Raw genomic sequence first — 24055 nt, 5'->3', positions numbered from 1 at the left:
CGCGATGGCGGCTTCGGAAGAACTGGGCTTTGAAAGTAAAATTCGGGTTTTATTCGTATGTCTAGGAAATATATGCCGTTCTCCTGCGGCCGAAGGAGCGTTTCAAGATTTGGTCCAAAGAAGGGGAATCGGGGAATTCTTTGAAATCGATTCCTGCGGAACGTCGCAATATCATATCGGCGAATTGCCGGATTTTCGGATTCGCCAGACGGCGAGGAAGCGAGGAATCGAGCTTACGCACCGTGCAAGGCAGTTTAAGAGATCCGATTTCGAGGATTTCGATTTTGTTTTAGCGATGGATCGATCCAATCTAAGAGACTTATTAAGTTTAACCGCCGGAGAAGAGGAAAGGAAGAAGGTTCATCTTTTTCGTAAATTTCAAAAAGGGGAAGTGAAGGATCATGAAGTTCCGGATCCATATTACGGAACTTTAAAGGACTTCGAGGAAGTCTTGAATATCGTTTCGGAGGCCTCGGAAGGGCTTCTGGAGTTTATCTTGAGTAAAAACGGAGCGAGGAATGCCCCTGAATAAAAAGACGAAAAAGAAAGTAGTCGTTATCGGAGCCGGATTCGGAGGCTTGCAGGCGATAAAAAAACTTTCCAAGCATGAAGACCTGGATATCACCGTAATCGATAAAAAAAACCATCATTTATTTCAACCCTTGCTTTATCAGGTTGCAACGGCGGTTTTAAGCCCCGCCGATATCGCGATTCCTACACGCTCCTTGGTGGGAAACGAGGAAAACGTTACCGTCTATCTGGGAGAGGTCGACAGAGTCGATCTTAAAGAACGAAAAGTCTATTTCCAAGATCATTCAGAAGATTATGATTTTCTGATACTTGCCGCAGGCGCCCGCACTAGCTATTTCGGAAACGATCATTGGAAAAAATACACTACAGGCTTAAAAAGTCTGAAGGACGCGCTTGAAATTCGTACGAAACTGCTTCTTTCCTTCGAGCGAGCGGAATTGGAAGAGGATAAGGAGATCGCCAAGTCTCTTCTCAATTACGTAATCATCGGCGGCGGCCCGACGGGGGTGGAACTTGCAGGATCCATTGCCGAACTATCTCACGAGATAGTTCGGAACGAGTTTCATACGATAGACCCGGCCTTATCTAAAATTACCCTAATCGAAGCTTCGCCTAGGCTGCTGATGGCCTTCCATCCGAACCTGAGCGGGTTTGCCAAAAACCGCTTGGAAAAAAGGGGAGTCGAAGTCCTGGTCGGGACCAAAGTGATCAATATCGACGAGGAAGGCGTACATTTGGAAGGGCGCACGATCCGGTGTTCGAATATCATTTGGGCGGCCGGCGTGCAAGCGAACGCGATCAGTCAAGCGCTAGGAGTTCCGCTGGATCGAACCGGGCGGGTCATAGTCGACGAGTTCTGCAATATCGAAGGGCATCCGGAGGTGTTCGTGATCGGTGATATCGCCAATTTTACCAAAAATTCGGAAAGGCCTTTGCCGGGAGTATCTCCCGTCGCGATGCAGCAAGGACGTTATGTGGCTTCCTTGATCTTGGGTGATTTGAAAGGTAAGAAACGATCCGCTTTTAAATACGTTGATAAGGGAAGTATGGCTACCATCGGCAGACAGGACGCAGTTGCACAAGTCGGGCCTTGGAGAATGAAAGGCTTTTTCGGATGGGCAGCTTGGTTGTTCGTTCACTTATTTTATCAGGTCGGCTTTAAAAATAAAGTCTCGATATTAATTACTTGGTTTTGGTCCTATCTGACTTTCCGAGCCGAGGCCAGGCTGATCCAAGACGAGGTCGGATCGGGCGGGATCCCTAACCCTACGGCGAAAGAGAAGAGATCGTAACGGACCAAGTAAGAAAAAATCCTTGAATCTACCTTTGACCGTGGAAAAATAAACGCCAATGCGGACGGATGCCTGGATAGGCAAAACAATCGTGATTACGGGAGGATCTTCGGGGATTGGAGCTTCTCTCTTGGAATTGCTTTCTAAGATTCCATGCAAAATCATTAATCTTTCACGCACCGAACCGGAGCTGATCAAAAAGGTCGCGAAAGGACATGAACGTCGAGCCGCGGAACTCTTTCACATTCACGCGGATCTCGGTTCCGAAAAGGAAATCAACAAAGCCGCGAGTAAGCTTGCAAAGATAACCGATGGAATCGACGTCCTATTTAATAACGCCGGTGTAACCGCTCATTCGCGGTTTGATCAAACTCAAATGGAAGCGTTTCGTAAAGCCTTCGAAGTCAATTTTTTTGGACCGGTGCTTTTGACTCTTCGACTTCTACCGTATATTAAAAAAAAGAAGGGGACTGTCCTAGCTACGTCCACGGTGAGCGGTTTATACGGTATTCCGGGGAGAAGCGCGTATTCTTCCTCTAAAGCGGCGTTGCACGCAGTGATGGAATCGGCTCGGATCGAATTAGGGGAGGAAGGATTGCGGTTTATCATTTTTTGTCCTCCTTATACTAAAACGAATTTAAGAGCGAACGGTTTGGACGGAGACGGCAATCGTCTGGGCGAATCTCATTATCAAGGAAAAAGTAAATCTCCGTTCGAAGTTGCGCGTAAGATGATCTCTGCGGCGGAAAATCCTAAATCGAAGTTGGTGATCATGGATCGAAGCGGATTTTTTTTAAAGTGGATGAGAAATATCTCCCCCGGTTTTTTAGAGAAAGTGTTGTTTAAGAAGCTATATAAAGATTTCCATTGAAGGAAAACCCTCTTTGAGTATGGATACAAGAAGCATAATTAAGGAATTCAGATACGAATTTCCTTTAGAGAAAGTTTGGAGTGCCGTCACAGTGAACGAGGAACTCATTCATTGGCTGGCCGATAAGGTGACGGGTCGACCGAAAATAGGCGCTGCGTTTTCCTGGACTTGGAATTTAGGTCCGGAAGGGGAGCTGACGTCTAACGGTATATACAAGAAAATCGTTCCGTTTCAGGAATTGGTTTTGGAATGGCAGGATCATCCTGCGGGTGCGATCGAGTTGAAATTGGAATTTCAGCGTGATGGAGAAACGGCGACCATTCTTCGCTTAACGAATTCCGGGTATCCTGCGGGGGAAAAGTTCGAACACTGGATCGAAGCCGCCTCCGAAGGATGGGACGAGGAGAGTATGCATTTGCTGGAGTATTTGCGGCGTAATTAAGTATTACCTTTTTTAAGGATTGTCCACTTGTCATCTCCGAAAACGCGGGATCGTCGCTTCCGCGTCTGCTTGCCGTTTATTATGGATCGTTATTTTTCGACTACGTTACCGAGAGTCTAAACTTGCCATTAAGGTTTCCCCTTTGTCATCTTCCTTATCTCCGGATAATACATAAAATAGATCTGTAAACCGGAGAACCTGTTAAGTATAGGCTGTACAAGAGAAAAAGAAAATCAAGGAAAGGAAGGTGAGCGATCTGCCCATTTGTATTATTTTTACACCTAACCGATTTTGGTCTATTTGATATTGGGAAGATAGGTCAAATTGCTTTGGAAACCCGAGCTTTGAAATTTTTAACTTCTCCCTGCCGACATACTTTCTCGTTCCCCGCTTAGTTAGAGGCAATGGGCAAACAACGTCCTGTTAAAGAACAGAGAAAATTTATTGCAATTATCTTGACAAGTTGTCAACTTGCGTTAGATTTTAATTATGAAATCATTTCCGGTCGGTGAACTCAAATCTCACTTTTCTGAGGTTTTAGAGTGTGTGAAAAATGGAGAAAAAGTAGGAATTCTTTTCGGCAAAGAGAAAAAACCCATTGCTATGATTGTCCCGGTTAAGAAAAAAAACGGTTCGAAGAGAAAAGTTGGGCTCCTTGACGGGAAGGTTAAGATTTCATTTTCGGAAGACTTCGACATTTCTGAAGAGGAGTTTCTTCACTTATAATGCCGTATTTGTTAGATACTCATGCTTTACTCTGGGTAATCGGGGATTCAAAACAATTAAGTAAGAAAGTTATTAAGATTATTGAAAATCAAGATAATCAGATATTTGTTAGTTCGATCTCGCTATGGGAAATATCTTTAAAGTTCCGGTTGGGAAAATTGAATCTTTCCGGAATAAAGCCGGAAGAAATCCTAAGCTATCTTGAAAAATTAAATATTAATTCCATTGAACTCGGTTCGGACGATGCTTCCTCATATCATAAATTGAAAGAAAGTTTTCATAAGGACCCGTTCGATAGAATGATAATATGGCAGTGTATTTCTAAAAAATATACTCTAATTTCTAAAGATTCAGTTATGAAGAAGTATAAAATATCCGGATTAAAAACCGTCTGGTAAGATTTGATAGAGACTGCAAGTTTCGCATAATTGGAATTTCAGGTAAGGCTCGGAAGTAAGTCAGGCCCCGAGCTTTGAAATTTTTGACTTCTCGATGCTAACGTATTTTTTCGTTCCTCATATGTCCGATCTATAGCTATGCTTTAAGAGTTTCGGAATTTCATTCGGCCTTAGTTTTGTGCTGCGGTAAGATTCAATTTATCTTATTGCGGATTTTAAGGGGATGCCTTTGGAGTTGGCGGCAGACGAGGACTCCTTGCTCGAACCCTGACATGGCATTTCGGCATAGATCGGAGCATTTGCCTGCTCGAAATTTTCTTTTGTCGGCTTGACATTGATAAGTTACATGTTAATAATTATAGAACTTGTAACTTTTGGAGATTGCTATGAAGTTAAAGAAATTGGGAAAAAACGGTCCGGAGGTTTCTTCGGTCGGGCTCGGTTGCATGGGGATGTCGGATTTTTACGGTTCGAAAGAAACCCGGGACGACGAGGAGAGCATCCGCACGATTCACGCTGCGCTGGAGGCGGGAATCAATTATTTGGATACCGGTGATTTCTACGGGATGGGGCATAACGAATCTCTGGTAGGAAAAGCGATTCGAGATCGTCGAGACCGGGCTTTTTTGAGCGTGAAATTCGGAGCCCAACGTTCTCCGTCCGGCGCTTTTTTGGGCTTTGACGCTAGGCCTAATTCGGTAAAAACATTTGCGGCATACTCACTTCAGAGACTTGGCGTGGATGTCATCGATTTATACCAACCCGCTAGAGTCGATCCGTCAGTCCCGATCGAAGAAACGATAGGCGCGGTCGCCGACTTGATCAAGGAAGGGAAAGTGAGATATCTCGGGATTTCCGAAACCAATTCGGAGCAGATTCGTCGGGCCAATAGCGTTTATCCCGTGAGTGCTTTACAAATCGAATATTCTCTCGCGACCAGATTGATCGAATCCAAAATTCTGCCTACGATTCGGGAACTCGGAATTAGCTTGGTTCCCTACGGAATCGTCGGAAGGGGATTGCTGACCGGGAGCATCACCGGGGAGATCAAGACGGATTCTAGATCTCATCTTCCTCGATTCCAAGGCGAAAATCTTTCTAAGAATTTGGAAAAGGTCGCGGTACTACAATCGATAGCTTCGGCAAAAGGGGTTACTCCGTCTCAGATTGCAATCGCTTGGGTCCTGTCTCGCGGGGAGGATATTATTCCTTTAATAGGCACGAGTAAGCGATCTCGTTTGTCGGAAAATTTAAAAGCACTTGATATCATTCTGACTTCGGAGGAGCTTGAGAAATTGGATCGTACTTTTTCGGAAGGAGCTATCGTAGGAGATCGCTATCCGGCTCCGCAAATGGGGATGGTCGCCAAATAAAATATGCCAAGAACCGGCCTTTCCCCTGAAGAACTAAAACGAGTCGCATTGGATTCGGCCGAAAAAATGATCCGCAAGTTTGGGTTCGATAAGACCCATCTTGTGGATATTGCCAAGGAAATCGGAGTAAGCCATCCGATTCTCTATCGTTTATTTCCGGATAAAGCCGCGCTGATCGATGCGGTATCCGAACGCTGGCTCAATCGAATCGATGACGAGCTGTCAAAAATCGTCTTAAAGAAAGGCAGTTCCAAATCCAGACTTCATGCATGGTTCTTAGCTTTACATCGGTTAAAGAAAGAAAAAGTTTCTATGGATCCGGAACTGTATCGAGCTTTCAATTCTTCCGCAGAATTACGCCGTCCTGTAGTGGTTCGACATTTGGAGACCGCAATGAACCAACTTGTTTCGATTTTGGAGTCGGGGATTCGATCCGGGGAATTCTCTAAAAAAGATCCGAAGCTGCTTGCGAATCTTCTTTTTCAAGGGATGATCAGTTTCCATCATCCTAAAATGGTTCTCGATCATTTGGAAAGAGATCGGGAACTTCTCTTGAAGCAGGTTTTAGATCTTTTGCTAGCGGGAATTCTCCGAACTTCTTGACGCTATGAATTCGTCGTCTTATTGAAAAATGGATGGTCTCTCCAGAACTGAGAATATCGAAGTTTCCAATTCGGATATTCGTTCGTAGTCCCCGGAAGATTCGTCTGTTTGTATTCCCCCAAAATATCATGCATCGCAAGCATTCGAATTTTTGAATTTGCGGAAGTTAGGAGTTTGAATAGAGCTTCTTCGAATTCGGGACCTTGCGTTCCGTTTCCGTTATGCGCGATCAAAATTCCCTCCTTTCGCATCAATGCCAGCATCATTTCTTTATCTCCTGCCCGCTCCGCAAGCAATGTTTCGTATTCGGCCCAGCTTAACATGCCTATTCTGAAGCGCTCTTTTATATCCTCCGAATTCCAATAACCTTTCAAGGTGGGAAGATCGTGGGTATTAATGGACGCTACGGTTCGTAACTGGTAATGGGAGGGAGAGCTATATTGATGGCTGTCGTGCTTTTCGAAGTACAGAATTTTAGTCAGATAAATTCCGAATTCCGAAAGTATCTTCTTGATTTCGACGGGGACCAGCCCTAGATCCTCCGCAACGACCGCACATCTGTTTCTTTGGCTTTCCAAGGTAAGAATTCTGAGTAAGTCCTCCCACGGATAAAGCACGTATCCGCCGGTATCTCCCGTATTAGGAATCCAGAATAAACGAAATAATCCGGCAGCATGATCGATTCTCAGAATTCCGTTCTTGGGCATGTTTGCCCTTAGTAATTCGATGAAGTGTTCGTACTGGTCCTCTTTCAATCGGTTCGGAATCAGGGGTAGAATGCCCCAATTTTGACCGTTGGGTGAAAATTCGTCGGGGGGAGATCCGATGGTTGCGCCCGACGAAAAAATTCTCCCGGCGATTTGAACTTCGGATCCTCCGGGGTCGGGCCCTACAGCAAGATCAGTATATAATGATATATTTATATTTGATAGGGAGTCGGCCACTTGGGAGAATTGTTTTTCCGCGATCCATTGAATGAATTGGTAAAATCGGACTTCGTTTGTCAATTTTCTCGACTTTTCGTCGATTTCGGTTTCGAGTCGATCCGATCCGGATTGCCCTTGTTTTAAAGGCGAAGTTTTTAAGGCCTCGATGATGATCCTACTCGCGTCAAAAAGGCAATGCCTAAAAAGTAAAGTTCCCCCGGCTTCCGTAAATGTTTGAAAAAGGGAAAAGGTTTCCGGGTTCTCCGCCGGGGCGGATTCCATAAATCGTTGAAAAATCGCTCTCAGGAATTTCATCTTAAAATCGGAGATTTTCGCATAATCGATATGTTCATCGGAAATCAATTCCAGTAGCTTCGCCTTGCCTCTTTCGAGCAAGTATTCCGATTCCAATTCATGAAACCCGAAATCCCGGAAAACCCAAGGCAGATGAATATATAAAGGATTTTTAAACAAACGATTCGATGGAGAATAAGGACTCCTTTGTTCCGGTTCTAGGGGAAATAAGGCGTGCAGAGGATTTACTCCGAGGATGGAAAATCCGTTTTGCGCGCAATCTAATCCGATTTCCAAAAGATCTTTGAAATCTCCGATGCCGTCGTTCCAGGGAGATCGAACCGAATATAATTGAAGGGAAATCCCTTTGCGTTTCCAGGTATCGGGCCAATCGTAGCAAGTCTCCGGATGGACGATAAGAATCGATTCAAGAATGCCGGTAGGAGTATAAGACTCAGGTAGGCCTTCTAATCGCAATTTATGATATCCGGGAGGGAGAGGTTCTAATAACGAAATCGTTATGAGACGAAGATTGTCGGCGTCGTTCTCTTCCGTCGATATCTCCCGTACTCGAACGTCGAATGTGGGCCCTTCCTCGAGTATGATGCGGAAGCGAAGGGATTCTATGCTTTGATCCTTGGCCCAACGAATTCTAATCGTCCCCGGTTGCGAATTTACTGGGATAAAGTAGATCGGTTCCAGAATTCTCGAGGAAGTACTCTTTGAATTTTTCCTTAAAATGGATTCAGGGTCGGAAACTTCTTTGGGGTCGTAACCTAATGCGACTAATATTCCCAAGAAAGTTTTCGTTTCCAAACGATGCGCTTGGCCGGTTAAATCGGTATATTCGGGAAGGATTCCGAACGCTTCGTAAACGGAAGTTTCATTCATGTGGAAGGCCTTTGACCTTTCTTGCTCGGTCCGGCTTGAAGCGTCGTAAAAAGGAATCCGGCTATGCAGTCTTCTCGCAACCTGTATTTCTGTCCAATGTTAAACGACATTGCGATCCGATCGAATTCCGCCTCCCATGTATCGAACACCCGCGTCCAAATGCCGTCTTTTAAGTAGTTCGGTAATAAAAAATCGGTCGGTTCCTCCGAAGCGTTTAAAAGAAAAAGAAGCGGCGAATTTTGATCCGAATCGCCATTGGTAAACGATTCGTCGGTATCGAACGGAGCCGGCAATAGAAATCCGAAACTCTTTCTCATTTCGGATTCCCACTCCGATGTCGCTAGCTCATTGCCGGTCTCCGAAATCCAAAGAATATCCTTCGAAAAACGATGCGTTTGCGTTTTGCCCTCGAAGAATCGATCCCGTCTCAGAGAAGAGTGTTCTTTTCTGAACCGAATTAAATGAATCGCATATTCTAGAAGGATCCTATATCTCGGGCCCAAGTCCCAATTTATATAGTTCGTATCGTTGTCCTGACAATAGGCGTTGTTATTTCCTTGCTGGGATTTGCCTAATTCGTCTCCGGCGCTAATCATCGGAACACCCTGAGATATAAATAGGGTCGTTAAAAGATTCCTTTTTCGTCTATCTCTCCTGGAAAGAATTTGGCCGGATGTTGTAGGACCTTCCGCTCCGAAATTGCAGCTATAGCTATAATCCCAACCGTCCTTATTTTGTTCCAGGTTTTCCTCATTGTGTTTTTTTTCATAAGAGACTAGGTCTTCTAAAGTGAAGCCGTCATGGCATGCAACATAATTGATGCTTGAGCAAGGGCTTCCTTCTTCCCGCTGGAATAAATCGCTGGAACCGGCGATTCGAGTCGATATTTCGCTTAACATTCTGCGATCGCCTCTCCAAAACTTTCTAGCGCAATCCCGAAATTGCGCATTCCATTCGCTCCAGGGTTTCGGAAAGCTTCCGATCTTATAGCCGTCCTCGCCTAAATCCCAAGGCTCTGCGATAAGTTTAATACCCGAAAATATCGGATCGGAGTTGATTGCTGTAAGAAATGGGTTCTCCAGATTGTCGGGAAATTTTTCGTTTCTCACTAGGGATCGGGCTAGATCAAACCTGAATCCGTCGATATGCATTTCGGTCACCCAAAATTTCATGCTGTCCAGAATCATTGCTGCAACGTACGGGTTTTCCACATTAAGACGATTCCCCGTCCCGGTGCTGTCGTCGTATTTCGTTAAATCCGATTTATCTAATTTATAATAAGAGAAATTATCGATTCCTCTGAATGAAAGGTTCGGTCCGAAATGGGAATTTTCGCAAGTATGATTGTAGACCGAATCCAAGATTACTTCGATTCCTGCCTTATGTAAGCGTTTGACCATTTTTTTGAATTCGTTTATACATTCGATACCCGAAGAAAAGCGGGAGAATCTCCGGTCTGGAGAAAAGTAGCTCAAGCTATTATAACCCCAGTAATCGGTCAAAGAATTATTATAAAGTCGTAATGAATTGAAGCACTGATGTATCGGCAATAATTCGACGGTCGTAACGCCTAACTCGGCTAAATGTCTTATGATCGGTTCGGAAACGAAGCCCGTAAATGTTCCCCTTAACTCGGGAGAGATATCCGGATGTAGCGCGGTCATTCCCTTGATATGCGCCTCGTAGATGATCGTATCTTTCCATGGAACATTCGGGCGCGTATCCCGTTCCCAATCGAACTCGGAATGAATTACCTCCGAGAGTGCCGCAAAGGGGGCGCTATCTCTCATATCCATTCGTAGGAGCTCCTCTTTGGAAACCTCTCTGAACCCTAAATCGGTTCTATAATACGAGAATAGGGAGGAATGCCATGTAGGAAGTCTCGCAATCCATTTCGAGTAGGGGTCGGATAAGATCTTATTCTCATTGAATCGATGTCCTTTTTCCGGCGCGTAAGGTCCGTGCACTCGGTAGCCGTAAAGCTGCCCGGGCATGATTCCTGGCAAATAGCAGTGCCAAATGGGTCCGGTTTTGGAAGTTAATCGTATTCTTTGGGACTCTTTTACCGCGTCGATGGAATCGAATAAGCATAAATCTATCGACTCGCAAAATTCGGAATAGACGGCGAAGTTTACGCCTCCATCCGTAAAGGTTGCCCCTAATGGCTCCGGTTTTCCGGGAAACATTTTTAAGCTCACCACTCATCATCACTACTTAAGAGTTTAAAAGTCAATATTGTTCCAAAGGTCGCCCTTCAATAATACCATTAACGTTCTTTGATAATTATCAAGTAATAGAATAGAGCGATCAAACGCATATTAGATTGCAACTTTACCTTTTTTTAAGGAACATTTATCAAATGGAATGTATATGTTTAAAATTTTAATGATAGGCTGGGAGTACCCGCCAAAGATTACCGGAGGATTAGGAACGGCATGTTATAACATTGCCAAGGCTCTCTCGGATTCGGGCAACGAGATTTACTTCGTCCTTCCCCAGCTCTCTGGAGAGGAGCCTAAATTACAGAATGTTAAAATACTGGATGTGGAAGGGACTATCGTTAATTTCGAAGAGGAAGAAAGAAGGATTCTTTATAAATTTCAGAACGAATCGATTTATAAAGCCTTGAGTCTTCAAGCATTCCATCCTTATGAATCTTCTCGAGATACGAGCCTGCAGGACAGCGAGCCCGTAACGACTAAAAAGGCGACTACACTTTCGGAAACGATTCGCCATACGACCGGAAATGAGTCCTTGAAAATTCAGCCCGGTTATACGAAGAATATCATAAACGATATCCGATTATACGCCAGATTTAATTCCTTGCTGGCACCCAAGTTGGCATTCGATATAATCCATTGTCACGATTGGATGACCTTCCCCGCAGGTGTAGAGGCGGCGAAATCCACCCGTAAACCCCTGATCTGTCACGTACACGCGACCGAATTTGACAGGAGCGGGGAACGAGTGAATCAGCAAGTATATGATTTGGAACGAAATGCTTTCAAGGAAGCTACCGCAATCATTACGGTTAGCAATTATACTAAACGAATTCTAATTGAACGATATTCCGTACCGGAATATAAGATCTATCCGATTCATAACGGAGTCGAATTCGAGTTGGATAGAAATCTGCTGAAGAATAAAACGGCAGATAATCAGGAGCGATTAGTTCTTTTCCTCGGAAGAATCACGTTTCAAAAAGGTCCCGATTACTTCGTAAGGGCAGCGAAGAAAGTCTTGGAAGTTATGGATAATGTACGGTTCGTTATGGCCGGAACAGGAGATATGTATGCGAGAATGATCGAGATGGCTGCCGATTTGGGTGTTGGAAAATACTTTCACTATACCGGATTTCTATCCAAGGAGGAAACTCGGCAGTTGTATTCCATGGCTGATTTGTATATCATGCCGTCAGTGTCTGAACCTTTCGGGCTTTCCACTTTGGAGGCGATGGGCGGAGGGGTGCCTGTCATATTATCGAAGCAGTCCGGAGTCGGAGAAGTCGTAAATCACTGCATTAAGGTCGATTTTTGGGACGTCGACGATATGGCGAATAAAATCGCGAGCGTTTTATCCGATCGTAATCTGCATGCAACTCTTCGCGACGGAGGTCTTGAGGAAGCGACTAAGAATTCCTGGTCTAAGACCGGAAGGCGGATCGAAGAAGTATATGCAAACGTACTAAATCGCACATGATGCCATGACTTCGATATGTTTTTATTTTGAAGTGCATCAGCCGTTTCGTTTAAGAAAATTTCTTCCGAGCGATATAGGAACGAGCATCGGTTATTTCGATGACGCTAAGAATCGGGAGATCATTCGCAAAGTCGGAGATAGATGTTATATTCCTACGGTAGACAGGTTATTACGACTCCGTAATAAGTTTGGAAACGAATTTAAAGTAAGCTTTTCCTTGACCGGAACCGTTATAGAGCAATTGAAGGAATGGTATCCCGAAGTTTTGGATAAAATCAAGAAGTTGGTAGCATCGGGAGGAGCGGAGATTTTGTCGGAGACATACTATCATTCTTTGGCGTCACTCTATTCGGAACGGGAATTTTATCGGCAAATCGAAGAGCACGATAGATTGATGCGTATAGAATTCGGCGTTTCTCCGAGAATATTCAGGAATGCCGAGTTGATTTATACTAATCGCGTTTCTAGCCTCGTTAGTAATGCCGGTTATCGGGCGATATTAACGGAAGGAGCGGATAGACTGCTCCACGGTAGAAGTCCGAATTTCGTATATTCCGCAAAACATATTCCGACCATGCGGATTTTGACGAAGAATTCCCAATTGAGCGAGGATATCGCGTTTAGATTTTCCGATAAAGAGTGGAAATATTTACTTTCACAGCCGGATGAATTTTCGAGCTGGATCCGATCGATTTCGGATAACGGTGAAATCGTTAATCTATTCATGGACTTCGAGAATTTCGGGGATCATCGATGGATCGATGCCGGGGTTTTCGAATTTTTGGAAACCGTTCCGGAAGAGATTTTTCATAGGGTATTTCATCGCACCGGTTTTCGATTTTCCACGCCTTCGGAGACCATTAATCTCTATGATTCCCGAGGGACTATAGATATGGGTGATCTCGTTTTAGCGGAAAACGAGGAGCAGGATATTTCGGATTGGGTCGGAAATTCCATGCAGCAAGAGGCTCTAGAAACCTTGTACGGGTTGGAAAAAGATGTCTATCGGAAAGGTACGGAGGAAGGCTTGGATTTGTTCGGTAAATTACAAACCTCGGATAATTTTTATTATATGAGCAATCGATTTTTCGATCGGGATCACGTCGAACGGAAAGCGTTCATAACGGTATCCACTCCGAACGAGGCATTCGAATCTTACATGAATGTGCTGCAAGATTTTAAACTGAGAATATTTCGATAAAGCACGGAATTAATTAATATGCGCGGCCGTCACAATAAACTTTGGAAATTATTCGAATCCAATTCGAAAATAAATGAGAAATTATTAAGGAGATCCATTGCCCGAAGGCTCGAGTATGATTTGGGTAAATATAAGCGAACTATCAGAAATCAGGATTTATATCAGGCGTTGGCTTTGAGCATACGCGATATCCTGATCAGTCGGTGGAACGAATTCCAGGACTCCGTTCGCAGCACCAGAGGTAAAAGAATATATTATATATCTATGGAATTCCTTATCGGGACTCTTCTTGAAAGTAATCTTATTAACCTCGGTTTGAAGGATCTAACTGCGAGGGTTTTACGGGATTTCGGGTACAATATGGGAAAGATCGCGGCAGAGGAGCATGATGCGGCCTTAGGAAACGGAGGTTTAGGTCGTTTAGCGGCCTGTTTTTTGGAGAGCATGGCTACGCTTAATATTCCTTGTCAAGGAAACGGAATTCGTTACGAGTACGGAATATTCCATCAGAAGATAGAAGACGGGTATCAAAAAGAGGCCCCGGATAATTGGTTAAGTCAGGAAAATCCCTGGGAAATCTCCCGCTTTGATTTATCTTACCCGGTGCACTTTTACGGTTCCGTCGTTCCGAAAAGCCTTCCTGACGGCAGGACAAAATCGCTCTGGATTCCCGGAGAAACGATTATCGCGCAAGCTTACGATATACTGATCCCCGGCTATAATACTAAGTCCGTCGCTAATCTTAGGTTATGGAAATCCAAATCGAGCGCCGAGTTTAATCTAGATTACTTTAACCATGGAGATTATCTGAAAGCGGTTGAGGACAAGGAAAAGGGGGAGAACATTTCTAAGATTCTATATCCGAACGATAATATCATTCAAGGAAAAGAACTTAGATTAAAGCAGGAATATTTACTTACCAGTGCGACTATTCAGGACGCACTACGCACTTTTATCGAAGAGGAGGGAGGCGATCCGGTTTGGGAGCATTTACCGGACAGGGCTTTTTTCCAAATGAATGATACTCATCCTTCCTTAGGAGTCCCCGAGCTTATGAGACTTTTAGTAGACAAGCATGGACTCGAATGGGAAAAAGCTTGGTCGATTACCAAAGAGTGTTTCGGATATACGAATCATACGGTTATGCCCGAGGCTCTGGAGACCTGGAATGTGGATCTTTTGGGGTGGCTATTGCCGAGGCATCTTGAGATCATCTATTCCATAAATTATTATTTTATAGAGCATTTGAAGAAAAGAGGGGAAAAACGGGAGGTCATTACGAGCCTTTCTCTGGTTAGCGAGACTCTCCCTAAAAGTATTCGGATGTCTCATCTGGCGATTATCGGATCTAAGTCGGTTAATGGGGTATCCGAGTTACACACCTCCATTATTAAGGAAAAATTATTTCCTGATTTCGATCGTATCTATCCGGGTAAATTCCGAAACGTAACGAACGGGATTACGTATCGTCGATGGCTTCTCGTTTCTAATCCGGGTTTAACGAAGCTGATCAGTGACTCTATCGGAAATGAATGGCAGGCAAACTTAAACATATTACATAAATTGGAACCTTTTATTTCGGATGCAGGTTTTAGAGAGAAGTGGAGACTTTGTAGAAGAGAGAATAGAATCCAGCTCGCTTCGATTATTTCCCGCTCTTGCGATTTGAAAGTCGATCCGGATTCGATTTTCGACGCTCAGGTCAAACGGATTCATGAATATAAGAGACAACTACTGAATGTTTTGCGGATCATAAGAGATTATAGACGAATTCTGGAAGAACCTAACTGGGATTACACGCCTAGGACGATTATTTTTTCCGGCAAAGCCGCTCCCGGATATTATAGAGCGAAGAAAATCATCAAATTAATTCATTCCGTCGCGGGGGCGGTGAACGGAAACTCCAAAGTACGGGATAAATTGAAAGTGGTTTTTTTACCGGATTATCGGGTAAGCTTAGCGGACAGAATTTTTCCGGCCTGCGACGTTTCCGAACAGATTTCCACGGCAGGCACGGAAGCTTCCGGGACCGGAAACATGAAATTCGCGTTGAGTGGTGCGATCACGATCGGCACTTTGGACGGGGCGAACATTGAAATATTAGAAGATGTTAAATCTGAAAACTTTTACGTTTTCGGAAAAACAATTTCCGAATTGACGAAAATGGAAATGGAAGGTTACTCCTCCATTCTATTATACGAACACGATGGTTTAATTCATGAACTAGTGAATTCGTTACGGGACGACTTTTTAGCGGGAAATTCGGCGGACTTATTCGAGGATTTGGTTTCTTCGATTACGGACGAAGGGGATCGATATTTCGTTCTAGCGGATCTGCATTCCTATCTGGAACAACAGGATTTAATTTCGAAGGATTTTAAGGATACGGAAAGCTGGACTAAAAAATCAATTATAAATACGTGTAAGAGCATAAGATTTTCGTCCGACAATACGGTTCGGAAATACGCCGATCAGATCTGGAAAGTGAGCCCGGTCGTTTGCTAGGATGCGTTTTTCGAAGGCAGAATAATCGACTTTGCGATATTCGAAGAGGTGGTTTTGCCTTTTTTGATTTCCTACCATAAGACGCCTAAGATGTCGACCATTGTGACTAACGTTTCGTCTCGAAATTTCACTTCCGAGAAGCCGAATCATCCGCTTCCTTCCCGAGCAAGCTTCGTTTAACAACCGGAACGGCTACCCGAAATTAAGGATTCGTCTATCTGCAAATTTATATCTTGAACTAAAAAACCGTTCGTCGGTATCCGTTCCCCTTCTCTGATGAATACCGAATCTCCCGGGACAATTTACCTTGCGGAAATCGACGACCTTATCGAATCCCTTATCACTACGGCGGTGGGAATGGAAAGGTCCCACAATGTTTCTAAGGCGGTTTCGGTTTTATTCTTTTGAAAGATCGCTATGAAGATTAACGCTATGACCGCGACGCAAAGAGCGGTTGCTTCTTCGGGGTTTAGGCCTGATAGCTTGCCGATGTCGGCGGTTGACATGCATATTATTTAATATATTATGGATTTTAAAGTCCGTCGGCCAATGACCGACGGAGACAATTTTATTTTATTTCTATCTTTTTTGTTTGAACTTTCTCTTCTTCCGACTTGGGAAGAGTCAAGGTAAGGATTCCGTCTTTCATGGCCGCGTTTATTTTATCGGCAAGAACGGATTCGGGCAGCTTAAAAGAACGATAAAAACTTCCATGCACACTTTCATGAAGGTGATATTCTTCCTTTTTTTCATCGTGCGATTCTTTCTTTTCACCTTTTAAGGTTAGGATATGCCCTTTGATTCCGATTTCAACTTCTTTCGAACTATATCCGGGAAGTTCCGCTTCCAAGACATAAGAATCCTTATTCTCTTTCAGATTTACTTTCGGAAGGCCGCTCTTCATAAACGTAGGCCTAGCCCAAAGTTTAAAGTTTCCGAAATCCATAAAGAGGTCCTCTAAAGACCGATCGAAATCCCGACTGAATTGCTGGAATGGTTCTAGAAATCTAAAGTGATCAGCATTTCCTTCCTTCGGTTTAACTTGATTGACTTCAGCATTTGCCATATTTTTATCCCTCGATAATTCCCTCTGTTTTATGATTACAGAAGTGAATTTCTAACGTACGAATATACCATTAAGTTCCTATCTTATAAAATGATAAATATCTCGATTTCTTTATGATTTTTATCAAAACTATTCGTTAAGGATAGCGGTTAGCTATTTAAAATTCTAAAGAGCTGATCTAGCTGCCGATATGTAGAGGCGGTTCGTTCCGATAAAATGTATTCGGAATTAATAAAGTTTTTACTTTGACGAATCTCCGTTCTCTGTGAGTATACCCTTGAGGGTATACAAAAATGAAGAAAATCGATGTCCACACGCAGTTAATTCATAGAATTCATAGGATCAAAGGTCAACTCGAGGCGGTTGAAAAGGGCCTTTTTGAAGAAGATACCGACTGCGAGAAGACTCTTATGCAATTGAAAGCGGCCAGTCAGGCTTTAAAGAAGTTCGGCGAAGCTTATATGCACGCTTATATGGAGAAGTGCTTTGTGGAGAGGAAAGGGGCCGCGAATATTAAAGAAAATGTCAGAAAGGCGATCAAGACCGCATTCTCTCTATAATCGTAATATTATACGAAGACAGCCCCCCCATCCGTCGAAATTCCTAGAGTAAGACTCGGGGCCGTATCTCCAGAGTGAGTTATCAAAAGACGTATCCCTGCTAACCTTAACTCTCGGAAGATAAGGCCAGCAAGTGAAAGATCGGATTTCAGGATTTTTTAGCCGGACAAGTATTTAAATGGAGCACCGAGTAAAGCGGGCACCATCCGATCAACCCGGTAACAAGCGGAATGATTCCGATTGCGCCTAACCAATTCTGGGCCAAGAAGCCCCAAGTAATAATGGCGACTCCGGCCACTAATCTTAAAATTCTATCTAGAGTACCTTCGTTGATTTTCATATGAACCTCCGTTTGTGATGGTAAGCTGTACCGATATAGAACCTATTTTCCACTTTTAATCTTAAATAGGACGGTTGATAATTATCCTATTTATTTCCACATTCGATCACGTTAATGCTTCTTCGATATGGGCCCTCGATTCATTAAGAACCAATAATAAATGGCGGGAATTGCAAAGCGGCTTAGTAGCGTTGCGGCAATTTCTCCGAAAATTAAGGAAATCGCCAACCCTTGAAAGATCGGGTCGAATAACATTACGGAACTTCCTACTACGACGGCGGATGCGGTTAATAACATCGGTCTAAATCTTACCAATCCCGCGTTGATAACCGCTTGTCGAAGCTGAGCACCGCTGGATATCTCGGAATTGATAAAATCGACCAGGATAATCGAGTTACGAACGATAATTCCCGCTCCTGCAATGAATCCGATCATTGAAGTGGCGGTGAAGTAGGCGCCGAGAAGCCAATGTCCGGGTAGAATACCGATCAACGAGATCGGTATGGGTGCCATTATGATTAAAGGAACCAGATAATCTTGAAACCAACCCAACACTAATACGTAAATGATCAGCATGACTATCGCGAACGAAATACCCAGATCTCGAAACACTTCGTAAGTTATAAACCATTCTCCGTCCCATTTCACGATGGCTTGGTTTAAAGGCGAGGGGATCTCCGAAGTAAAAGTCGGATGCGTAACCTTATCGGAGAGGTTTAAAATTCCGTAAACAGGCGATTCTTCGGCTCCGGAAAATTCAGCGGTAACATACTCTAAGGAACGTAAGTTTTTTCGATTTCTAATCCTGTTTTCGCGTATTTTCGGTTGATCCAATACTTGATCCGCACGAATAGAGCCGTTCTCTAACGTAGTTACATTCAATTTTTCGAATGGATTTTTGGAAATTCTCGCCGAGTCCTTCAAAGAAAGCGAGATGGCGATATCCTCCGGACGTCTCGTTTCGGATAGGGTGGACAAGGAAGTTTCCTGAAAAACGTAATTTGAGACCTGAGCCATCGTTACGGCTTGAACTCCTAAATTCCCGGCCGCAACGTAATCGAATGGGAATACGATGCTAGGTCTTTGAGCTCGTAAACTTGAATCGATGTCTACGACTCCCTTTTGCATCGATAGGGATTTTTGAATTTCAAACGCGACCTCTTCCCGCTCGCGTTCCGTCGGAGCGTACACTTCCGCCACGAATGTGGCTAGCACCGGAGGTCCCGGCGGTATTTCCAAGACCTTAGTGATAGCTTTGCTTTGTTTACCGAAATCGGTAATACTAGGACGTAAGGATTCGATTATATCGTGGCTTTTTTTATTCCTTTCATTCTTATTTTTGAGAACGATATGTAAGTCGGCCTGCCACTCCTTGTTCCGCAAAAAGCTGTGCTTGACCATCCCTGAAAACGAAAAAGGTGCCGGATCTCCGACGAAGATTTGAATTTTTTGAATATTCGAATTTTCGATAAGAGAATTCGCCAAGATTCGAGTGTATTCGGTCGTTTTTTCGAGAGGTGTTTTCGGATCGTAATCGATCAATACTTGGAATTCCTCTTTGTCGTCGAAGGGGAGCATTTTTACCTTAGCGAATTTAAAAGCAACCAAGCTAAAGGATGCCAGCAAAAGGATTATGATTGAAAGCCCGAAAAGAATCGCGTTTTTCCTGGAATTCAGCAACCAGGCCGTAAAGCTTTCATACAATAAATTCAGTTTGGAATCCTTGACGGGTTTCTTTTCGGTTTTTGAATGCGACTTTAAGAATCGAGCGGAAGCCCAGGGAGTTACGATAAAAGCTACTAGCAAGGAGAGAAGCATCGCTAAACTTGCGCCGACCGGAATCGGCTTCATGTAAGGGCCCATCAATCCTCTCACGAATGCCATCGGTAGAATTGCGGCTATCACCGTAAACGTGGCCAATATTGTAGGATTTCCTACTTCCGACACCGCCTGCAGAATGGTTTTTACGATTCCTTGATCCGGCTTTAACTTTAGATGTCGCTCGATGTTCTCCACCACTACGATCGCGTCGTCGACTAAAATTCCTATCGAGAAAATGAGCGCAAACAGAGTTACTCTGTTAAGCGTATATCCTAAGAAATAGTAAAGAGCGAGAGTCAAGGATAATGTGACCGGAATCGAAATGGAAACTACAAACGATGCGCGAATTCCCATCCAGATCGCGATCAGTACGGAAACCGAAAAAGTCGCGATCAGCAAATGTTCGATCAATTCGGTCGATTTATCTCCTGCAGTCGCGCCATAATCCCTTAGTACCGTCATTGCGATATCGCTAGGAAGATCCTTAGTAAAAAATTCGGAGCGTTGAAGTATTTCTTGGGAAAGTTTCGATATGTCGGTTCCTTTCCGTTTTGAAAATAAGATAGTCACCGCATTACGATGCACAGGTCCTAGAGATTTATCTAGAATCGAGGATTGCCTTATCTTTTCTTCCGCTCCGTCCCGCACTTCCGCCACGTCGGACACGCGGACGACATTGCCTCCTCGTCGAACCAAGGGTGTGAGCATGACTTGTTTTGCATTCGATATCGGCGTTCCTATTTCAATATCATAAAGGAAATCTTTTCCCCAATTTTTGCCCGAAGGCATAAATCCTTGGTTTGCGCGGATTCCATTTGCAATATCAGAAATACTTAATCCATAAACCTGCATTTTATTCGGATCTGCGATGACTCGGACCGCTTCTTTTCGGCCGCCTAATAATTCCATTCGAGCGATATCGGGAGTGCTGGATAACTCTCTAGCAAGAGGAGCCACGATTGATCGTAAGGAAAAATCATCTCTTGTTTCCGAACTAAAAGTCAGCGCTAAAAACGGAACATCGTCTATCGTGTAAGAGCGAACGGTAGGTGCCGGAACGTTCGGAGGTAGGGTGGATTTAATTTCCATCAAACTATGATGTATTTTTACAAGCGAAGGTTCCAACGGTTCGCCTACTTTAAATCTAACGGTAATGATTGCCCCGTGATCTCCGCTGGCCGAATAAACGTACTCGACGCCTTCCAAACCCCAAACGGCTCTTTCTATCGGTTCGACGACTTTCCTTTCGGTCTCTTTTGCGACAAAACCGGGGCTTGAGATATGAATGTCCACCATTGGAACGGAGATTTGAGGCTCTTCCTCTTTCGGAGTCAGCGTCACTGCGAATATGCCTAATAGAATGCTCGCTATCGAAATGACCGGAGTAAGGCGGGAATTGACGAAAAGGTCCGCAATTTTTCCCGCAAAACCTAAGGCGTGTTCTCTCGTATTATTCATTATAATTCTCTAAATTATTGTACATGTTTAACTCGGCCCTGATCTTTAAATATTCGGAGTTGAGATTTACGTTCGAAATTAACGACTCCGCCGTTTTTCCGAACACGTCCGCTAATTGCAAAGAATGTATCGTTCCCGTTCGGAATAGGCGTAGACTTAAATCGAGCTGTTCTTCCTGTGTCTTAAGCGAATCCGATGCCAGTAAAACGTTCTTTTTCAGGGTTTCTTCTTGGAATAAGAGCACTCGAAAATTGCTTTCTTCCTTTAGTCTAATTTCGTCCGCTTTCTTACGAGCGGCATCGGACTTCGTTTTGGCTTCCTTTACGGCGCCGATGTCGGAAGGATTCAATAAATTCATTTGTAAGTAAATGCCGGTGTTGTACGATGTCGCGGTACTCCGGCTCCCTTCATACGCGTAGGCCTCCGCATAAGCGCCTACCTTCGGTAGAAACCTAGCCCTCTCCGTATCGACCGCAATGAGCGCACTTTCGGCATACGACGAGTATGCGTTCGAGAGAGAAGTGTTAGCATTGGAATCCGATTTTGGATACGCCAGGTATTTATCGGAAAAGTTTATATTATTATCCGCCGACGGAGTAAATTCATCCGGAAGAAAACCGCTAAGCAGCTTTAGCATCTCTATTGCAGCTTGTCCTCTGGATAGGTAATCGCCTCTTAGCGCTTCTAATTTCAATCTAAGCGATTTGATCGCTAAGGCGCCGGAGTATTCTGTCGGATTTCCCGAGGCTCCGATCTTATAAAATTTTGAAAATTGATCGATCCTCTTAATTAAACGTTCGATTCCCTCCTTGGCTTCGAGCACGTTTCGAACCGACTGATAGGCCACCGCTGCCTCATAGTATTCTTTTTTTCGAATATAGGACGCTTCGTATCTGTTCCCTTCCACGATTTTTTGCTTCATTTTCGAGAGATTACTCTTGGATCCGCCTTCGTAGAGCGTCACGTCGATCCCGAGGGTTCCTCTGGAATAAGTATTGCTACCCGGATGATTTAAAGTATCCTTGGCTGCGATATTCAAGGAATTTACATTCAGATTTTGATACGGAAGATTATTGGAATCCAAATAGTTGGAAGGTCTTTGTCGTACGCTAAGAGTGGAGAAGTCGGATTCCCTGGTTGCTCTTTGCCCAAGTTTGCCTTGGAAATTCAATCCTGGATCGTTGGTATTATAATTTCTTAAATCGGTGTAGATTCTGGGCAGCCAGTGCATATCCGAATTTTCCTTTGCGATTTCCGCAGCTCGCAACTCGAGTGCTTTCGCTTTTATCGAGGGTGAATTCATTTTTACTTTTTCCCAGATTTCGGGAAATCCGACGCTCTTATCGGCCCTCGTCGCGGAAAGACCGGTTAGATATACCCCCAGGAGTATGAAGGCTCTAGCGAGGGACTTCATTCTCACTCCTCCCTTCCGGAGACGATTTTGCATTCCGAAGGGGCCCCTATTTTTTTAAGCAGAAACGCCATCGGGCAAAAGCCCGTGCCGGCATACAGGATCATGTTTAAAGCCACCAACAGATTCAATAGATATCCCCATTGCGTAATAAAAAAGCCGATCGATACGCCGATTAATGAGAAGATTCCTCCGATCAGGAAAAGAAATCGCTCGATGCACCAGTTCGCCCCAGTTTGCATATATACCCCCATAGGTATGTTAAATAACATATACCCATAGGGGTATATAAATTGTCAACTTTTTCCGGGTCCCGAAATCAAAAAACGAAAGGTTTATCCGAAACGGGCGTGTTAAAAATAATTCTTTCTAGAGGAGCGATGGGGGAGGAAAGAATGTCCTCCCTGCGGAATGGGCAGAAAATTCAAATAGGAAGAGGATAATGAAGATAGAGGCTCTTATATCGAAAAATCGATTACGTTATTCAACTCCTGGGAATTTCGTACTCGTACTTCATTTTTCTGATTCACTATGGAATAGGACGGAACGCTTTGCGTTAACCAAGCGTTCCCGCCAATGATACTGTTTCGTCCTATCACCGTATCCCCACCTAGGATGGTGGCTCCGGCATAGATAATTACGTTTTCTTCGATCGTCGGGTGCCTTTTCAACTGTGCCATACTTTTACTCACGGACAATGCGCCTAACGTTACTCCTTGGTAGATTTTCACGTTATTGGCGATAATCGAGGTTCCTCCAATGACGATTCCGGTTCCGTGGTCCATAAAAAAAGATCTCCCGATCTTTGCCCCGGGATGTATATCGATTCCGGTTTTTTCGTGCGCGTATTCGCTTAACATTCTTGGAAAGATCGGAACTCCTAGGCCGTGGAGGACGTTCGCAATCCGATGAACCGCTATGGCATAAAAACCGGGATAAGCGAGTATGACTTCCTTTACACTTTCCGCAGCGGGATCTCCTTCGTAAGCGGCCAGTGCGTCTTGCCAAATGAGCTCGTATAAATTGGGGAGATTGTTTTGAAAATCCGCGAGTACATCGTTAAGGTTAAGAGTTGTGGAGGACGGAGTCGAAAGCAAGTAAGGTTGAAGCTTATCTTTAGCTTCCGACATAAATAACGCTATGCTATCTTCCACTTGGGCGATATCGCGAAACGTTAGATCGGAGAAGTATCCCGCAAAAATGATATTGAACAGTTCCTGAATGAAGTCCCTCGCGACACGTCGACCGCCGTACTGATGAGTGCTCTCATTTTGTTTTTGGTAAATCGATTCTAGAAAATTTCTATATTGCTGCTTCTCGGATTGGTTTTGGAGCGAAGCCCGATTGAATGCGTTTGAACTCATAGTCCATCCTCTCCTTATGCTTATTCCATTATTATAGATAATGTTCCGTTAAAGCGAAAAAATAGTAAACAAAATTCAAATAAGTTTCCGGGTTAATGTAGCATGGTCGAATGAATTCTTTTGGGAATATACGATATCCTGATTCGGATTTTAATGATCGGCAGGGACGAGATCGAGTTTCGGGAATCCAATCCAAGGTTGCCTTTTCGAAATTTTATCATCGGTTCGGTTTATCGATCAGAATCTTTGCTCAGGCTTTCTCGGGTTAGATCAAAAGGTTTGG

22 protein-coding genes are annotated in these 24055 nt (G+C 44.0%); 12 read left to right on the top strand and 10 right to left on the bottom strand.

Annotation, left to right across the window (positions count from 1 at the left end; all coding sequences use genetic code 11):
* Window positions 1-4: 4 nt before the first annotated feature.
* The 8 genes from LEP1GSC047_RS15355 to LEP1GSC047_RS15320 all read left to right on the top strand — a co-directional run bounded on the left by LEP1GSC047_RS15355 (window position 5) and on the right by LEP1GSC047_RS15320 (window position 6236).
* Window positions 5-532, top strand: a complete 528-nt coding sequence (locus LEP1GSC047_RS15355) for a low molecular weight protein-tyrosine-phosphatase (RefSeq protein ID WP_010409947.1) — start codon at window positions 5-7, stop codon at window positions 530-532.
* Complete coding sequence (locus tag LEP1GSC047_RS15350) at window positions 519-1823, top strand: NAD(P)/FAD-dependent oxidoreductase (protein WP_010409945.1); 1305 nt, start codon at window positions 519-521, stop codon at window positions 1821-1823. The genes LEP1GSC047_RS15355 and LEP1GSC047_RS15350 overlap by 14 nt, the downstream gene beginning before the upstream one ends.
* A gap of 58 nt (window positions 1824-1881) precedes the next feature.
* On the top strand, window positions 1882-2694 hold the full coding sequence (locus LEP1GSC047_RS15345) for an SDR family NAD(P)-dependent oxidoreductase (protein ID WP_010409943.1): 813 nt from the start codon (window positions 1882-1884) through the stop codon (window positions 2692-2694).
* Between the two features lie 19 nt (window positions 2695-2713).
* A complete protein-coding gene (locus tag LEP1GSC047_RS15340; protein WP_010409942.1) occupies window positions 2714-3136 on the top strand; it encodes an SRPBCC family protein in 423 nt (140 codons plus the stop codon).
* Window positions 3137-3625: 489 nt separating this feature from the next.
* Window positions 3626-3862, top strand: a complete 237-nt coding sequence (locus LEP1GSC047_RS15335; RefSeq protein ID WP_010409940.1) for a type II toxin-antitoxin system Phd/YefM family antitoxin — start codon at window positions 3626-3628, stop codon at window positions 3860-3862.
* The gene (locus LEP1GSC047_RS15330; protein ID WP_010409937.1) at window positions 3862-4260 is read left to right on the top strand and encodes a type II toxin-antitoxin system VapC family toxin; all 399 of its coding nucleotides are present in this window, start codon (window positions 3862-3864) and stop codon (window positions 4258-4260) included. Before LEP1GSC047_RS15335 ends, LEP1GSC047_RS15330 begins: the two co-directional genes overlap by 1 nt.
* A 386-nt stretch (window positions 4261-4646) precedes the next feature.
* Entirely contained in the window at window positions 4647-5633 is a 987-nt protein-coding gene (locus LEP1GSC047_RS15325) for an aldo/keto reductase (RefSeq protein WP_010409935.1), read from the top strand.
* Between the two features lie 3 nt (window positions 5634-5636).
* Complete coding sequence (locus LEP1GSC047_RS15320; protein ID WP_010409933.1) at window positions 5637-6236, top strand: TetR/AcrR family transcriptional regulator; 600 nt, start codon at window positions 5637-5639, stop codon at window positions 6234-6236.
* A 2-nt stretch (window positions 6237-6238) separates the two neighbouring features.
* Here the strand turns inward: LEP1GSC047_RS15320 and malQ are convergent, their stop codons facing one another.
* Entirely contained in the window at window positions 6239-8347 is a 2109-nt protein-coding gene (gene malQ, locus LEP1GSC047_RS15315) for a 4-alpha-glucanotransferase (RefSeq protein WP_010409931.1), read from the bottom strand.
* A complete protein-coding gene (gene glgX, locus LEP1GSC047_RS15310) occupies window positions 8344-10533 on the bottom strand; it encodes a glycogen debranching protein GlgX (protein WP_010409929.1) in 2190 nt (729 codons plus the stop codon). Before glgX ends, malQ begins: the two co-directional genes overlap by 4 nt.
* A 184-nt stretch (window positions 10534-10717) precedes the next feature.
* On the opposite strand from glgX, the gene LEP1GSC047_RS15305 reads away from it, so the two are divergent.
* Genes LEP1GSC047_RS15305 through LEP1GSC047_RS15295 form a run of 3 tightly spaced genes read left to right on the top strand, consistent with a single transcriptional unit; the run spans window position 10718 to window position 15752 of the window.
* A complete protein-coding gene (locus LEP1GSC047_RS15305; RefSeq protein WP_010409928.1) occupies window positions 10718-12046 on the top strand; it encodes a glycosyltransferase family 4 protein in 1329 nt (442 codons plus the stop codon).
* A gap of 4 nt (window positions 12047-12050) precedes the next feature.
* On the top strand, window positions 12051-13247 hold the full coding sequence (locus LEP1GSC047_RS15300) for a glycoside hydrolase family 57 protein (protein ID WP_010409926.1): 1197 nt from the start codon (window positions 12051-12053) through the stop codon (window positions 13245-13247).
* 18 nt (window positions 13248-13265) lie between these two features.
* Entirely contained in the window at window positions 13266-15752 is a 2487-nt protein-coding gene (locus LEP1GSC047_RS15295; protein ID WP_010409925.1) for a glycogen/starch/alpha-glucan phosphorylase, read from the top strand.
* Window positions 15753-15928: 176 nt separating this feature from the next.
* On the opposite strand, the gene LEP1GSC047_RS22400 is transcribed toward LEP1GSC047_RS15295, so the two are convergent.
* From LEP1GSC047_RS22400 to LEP1GSC047_RS15285, 3 genes are all read right to left on the bottom strand, one after another.
* The gene (locus LEP1GSC047_RS22400) at window positions 15929-16012 is read right to left on the bottom strand and encodes a hypothetical protein (protein ID WP_308447594.1); all 84 of its coding nucleotides are present in this window, start codon (window positions 16010-16012) and stop codon (window positions 15929-15931) included.
* Between the two features lie 42 nt (window positions 16013-16054).
* On the bottom strand, window positions 16055-16258 hold the full coding sequence (locus LEP1GSC047_RS22240; RefSeq protein ID WP_039935196.1) for a hypothetical protein: 204 nt from the start codon (window positions 16256-16258) through the stop codon (window positions 16055-16057).
* 62 nt (window positions 16259-16320) lie between these two features.
* Window positions 16321-16818: an Hsp20/alpha crystallin family protein gene (locus tag LEP1GSC047_RS15285; protein ID WP_010409923.1), complete on the bottom strand. Its 498-nt coding sequence runs from the start codon at window positions 16816-16818 to the stop codon at window positions 16321-16323.
* A 293-nt stretch (window positions 16819-17111) separates the two neighbouring features.
* On the opposite strand from LEP1GSC047_RS15285, the gene LEP1GSC047_RS15280 reads away from it, so the two are divergent.
* Window positions 17112-17378: a metal-sensitive transcriptional regulator gene (locus tag LEP1GSC047_RS15280; protein ID WP_010409921.1), complete on the top strand. Its 267-nt coding sequence runs from the start codon at window positions 17112-17114 to the stop codon at window positions 17376-17378.
* A 148-nt stretch (window positions 17379-17526) separates the two neighbouring features.
* Here LEP1GSC047_RS15280 and LEP1GSC047_RS15275 read toward each other — a convergent pair whose 3' ends face one another.
* The 5 genes from LEP1GSC047_RS15275 to epsC all read right to left on the bottom strand — a co-directional run bounded on the left by LEP1GSC047_RS15275 (window position 17527) and on the right by epsC (window position 23772).
* Window positions 17527-17718, bottom strand: coding sequence for a YgaP family membrane protein (locus tag LEP1GSC047_RS15275; protein ID WP_010409918.1), 192 nt, complete (start codon window positions 17716-17718; stop codon window positions 17527-17529).
* Window positions 17719-17829: 111 nt separating this feature from the next.
* Window positions 17830-20997 carry an efflux RND transporter permease subunit gene (locus LEP1GSC047_RS15270; RefSeq protein ID WP_010409917.1) on the bottom strand — a complete coding sequence of 1056 codons (3168 nt, stop codon included), beginning with the start codon at window positions 20995-20997 and terminating at the stop codon, window positions 17830-17832.
* Window positions 20990-22411, bottom strand: a complete 1422-nt coding sequence (locus tag LEP1GSC047_RS15265) for a TolC family protein (protein ID WP_010409915.1) — start codon at window positions 22409-22411, stop codon at window positions 20990-20992. Before LEP1GSC047_RS15265 ends, LEP1GSC047_RS15270 begins: the two co-directional genes overlap by 8 nt.
* A 2-nt stretch (window positions 22412-22413) precedes the next feature.
* On the bottom strand, window positions 22414-22650 hold the full coding sequence (locus LEP1GSC047_RS15260) for a DUF2892 domain-containing protein (RefSeq protein ID WP_010409913.1): 237 nt from the start codon (window positions 22648-22650) through the stop codon (window positions 22414-22416).
* Window positions 22651-22866: 216 nt separating this feature from the next.
* Window positions 22867-23772 carry a serine O-acetyltransferase EpsC gene (epsC, locus tag LEP1GSC047_RS15255; RefSeq protein WP_010409911.1) on the bottom strand — a complete coding sequence of 302 codons (906 nt, stop codon included), beginning with the start codon at window positions 23770-23772 and terminating at the stop codon, window positions 22867-22869.
* Window positions 23773-24055 lie beyond the last annotated feature (283 nt).

It is taken from the genome of Leptospira inadai serovar Lyme str. 10, from assembly GCF_000243675.2.
In the GTDB taxonomy this organism is placed as follows: Bacteria; Spirochaetota; Leptospiria; order Leptospirales; family Leptospiraceae; genus Leptospira_B; species Leptospira_B inadai.
Note: the sequence above shows the minus strand (reverse complement) of the source record. Positions and strands in the feature narration are given on the sequence as shown.

Coding starts and splice junctions, on each gene's coding strand:
- LEP1GSC047_RS15320 (WP_010409933.1), top strand. CDS start 5,637: ATGCCAAGAACCGGCCTTTCCCCTGAAGAACTAAAACGAGTCGCATTG.
- LEP1GSC047_RS15340 (WP_010409942.1), top strand. CDS start 2,714: ATGGATACAAGAAGCATAATTAAGGAATTCAGATACGAATTTCCTTTA.
- LEP1GSC047_RS15285 (WP_010409923.1), bottom strand. CDS start 16,818: ATGGCAAATGCTGAAGTCAATCAAGTTAAACCGAAGGAAGGAAATGCT.
- LEP1GSC047_RS15335 (WP_010409940.1), top strand. CDS start 3,626: ATGAAATCATTTCCGGTCGGTGAACTCAAATCTCACTTTTCTGAGGTT.
- LEP1GSC047_RS15270 (WP_010409917.1), bottom strand. CDS start 20,997: ATGAATAATACGAGAGAACACGCCTTAGGTTTTGCGGGAAAAATTGCG.
- LEP1GSC047_RS15305 (WP_010409928.1), top strand. CDS start 10,718: ATGTTTAAAATTTTAATGATAGGCTGGGAGTACCCGCCAAAGATTACC.
- glgX (WP_010409929.1), bottom strand. CDS start 10,533: ATGTTTCCCGGAAAACCGGAGCCATTAGGGGCAACCTTTACGGATGGA.
- LEP1GSC047_RS15350 (WP_010409945.1), top strand. CDS start 519: ATGCCCCTGAATAAAAAGACGAAAAAGAAAGTAGTCGTTATCGGAGCC.
- epsC (WP_010409911.1), bottom strand. CDS start 23,772: ATGAGTTCAAACGCATTCAATCGGGCTTCGCTCCAAAACCAATCCGAG.
- LEP1GSC047_RS15355 (WP_010409947.1), top strand. CDS start 5: ATGGCGGCTTCGGAAGAACTGGGCTTTGAAAGTAAAATTCGGGTTTTA.
- malQ (WP_010409931.1), bottom strand. CDS start 8,347: ATGAATGAAACTTCCGTTTACGAAGCGTTCGGAATCCTTCCCGAATAT.
- LEP1GSC047_RS15275 (WP_010409918.1), bottom strand. CDS start 17,718: ATGAAAATCAACGAAGGTACTCTAGATAGAATTTTAAGATTAGTGGCC.
- LEP1GSC047_RS15295 (WP_010409925.1), top strand. CDS start 13,266: ATGCGCGGCCGTCACAATAAACTTTGGAAATTATTCGAATCCAATTCG.
- LEP1GSC047_RS15345 (WP_010409943.1), top strand. CDS start 1,882: ATGCGGACGGATGCCTGGATAGGCAAAACAATCGTGATTACGGGAGGA.
- LEP1GSC047_RS15265 (WP_010409915.1), bottom strand. CDS start 22,411: ATGAAGTCCCTCGCTAGAGCCTTCATACTCCTGGGGGTATATCTAACC.
- LEP1GSC047_RS15300 (WP_010409926.1), top strand. CDS start 12,051: ATGACTTCGATATGTTTTTATTTTGAAGTGCATCAGCCGTTTCGTTTA.
- LEP1GSC047_RS15260 (WP_010409913.1), bottom strand. CDS start 22,650: ATGCAAACTGGGGCGAACTGGTGCATCGAGCGATTTCTTTTCCTGATC.
- LEP1GSC047_RS15280 (WP_010409921.1), top strand. CDS start 17,112: ATGAAGAAAATCGATGTCCACACGCAGTTAATTCATAGAATTCATAGG.
- LEP1GSC047_RS22240 (WP_039935196.1), bottom strand. CDS start 16,258: ATGTCAACCGCCGACATCGGCAAGCTATCAGGCCTAAACCCCGAAGAA.
- LEP1GSC047_RS15325 (WP_010409935.1), top strand. CDS start 4,647: ATGAAGTTAAAGAAATTGGGAAAAAACGGTCCGGAGGTTTCTTCGGTC.
- LEP1GSC047_RS15330 (WP_010409937.1), top strand. CDS start 3,862: ATGCCGTATTTGTTAGATACTCATGCTTTACTCTGGGTAATCGGGGAT.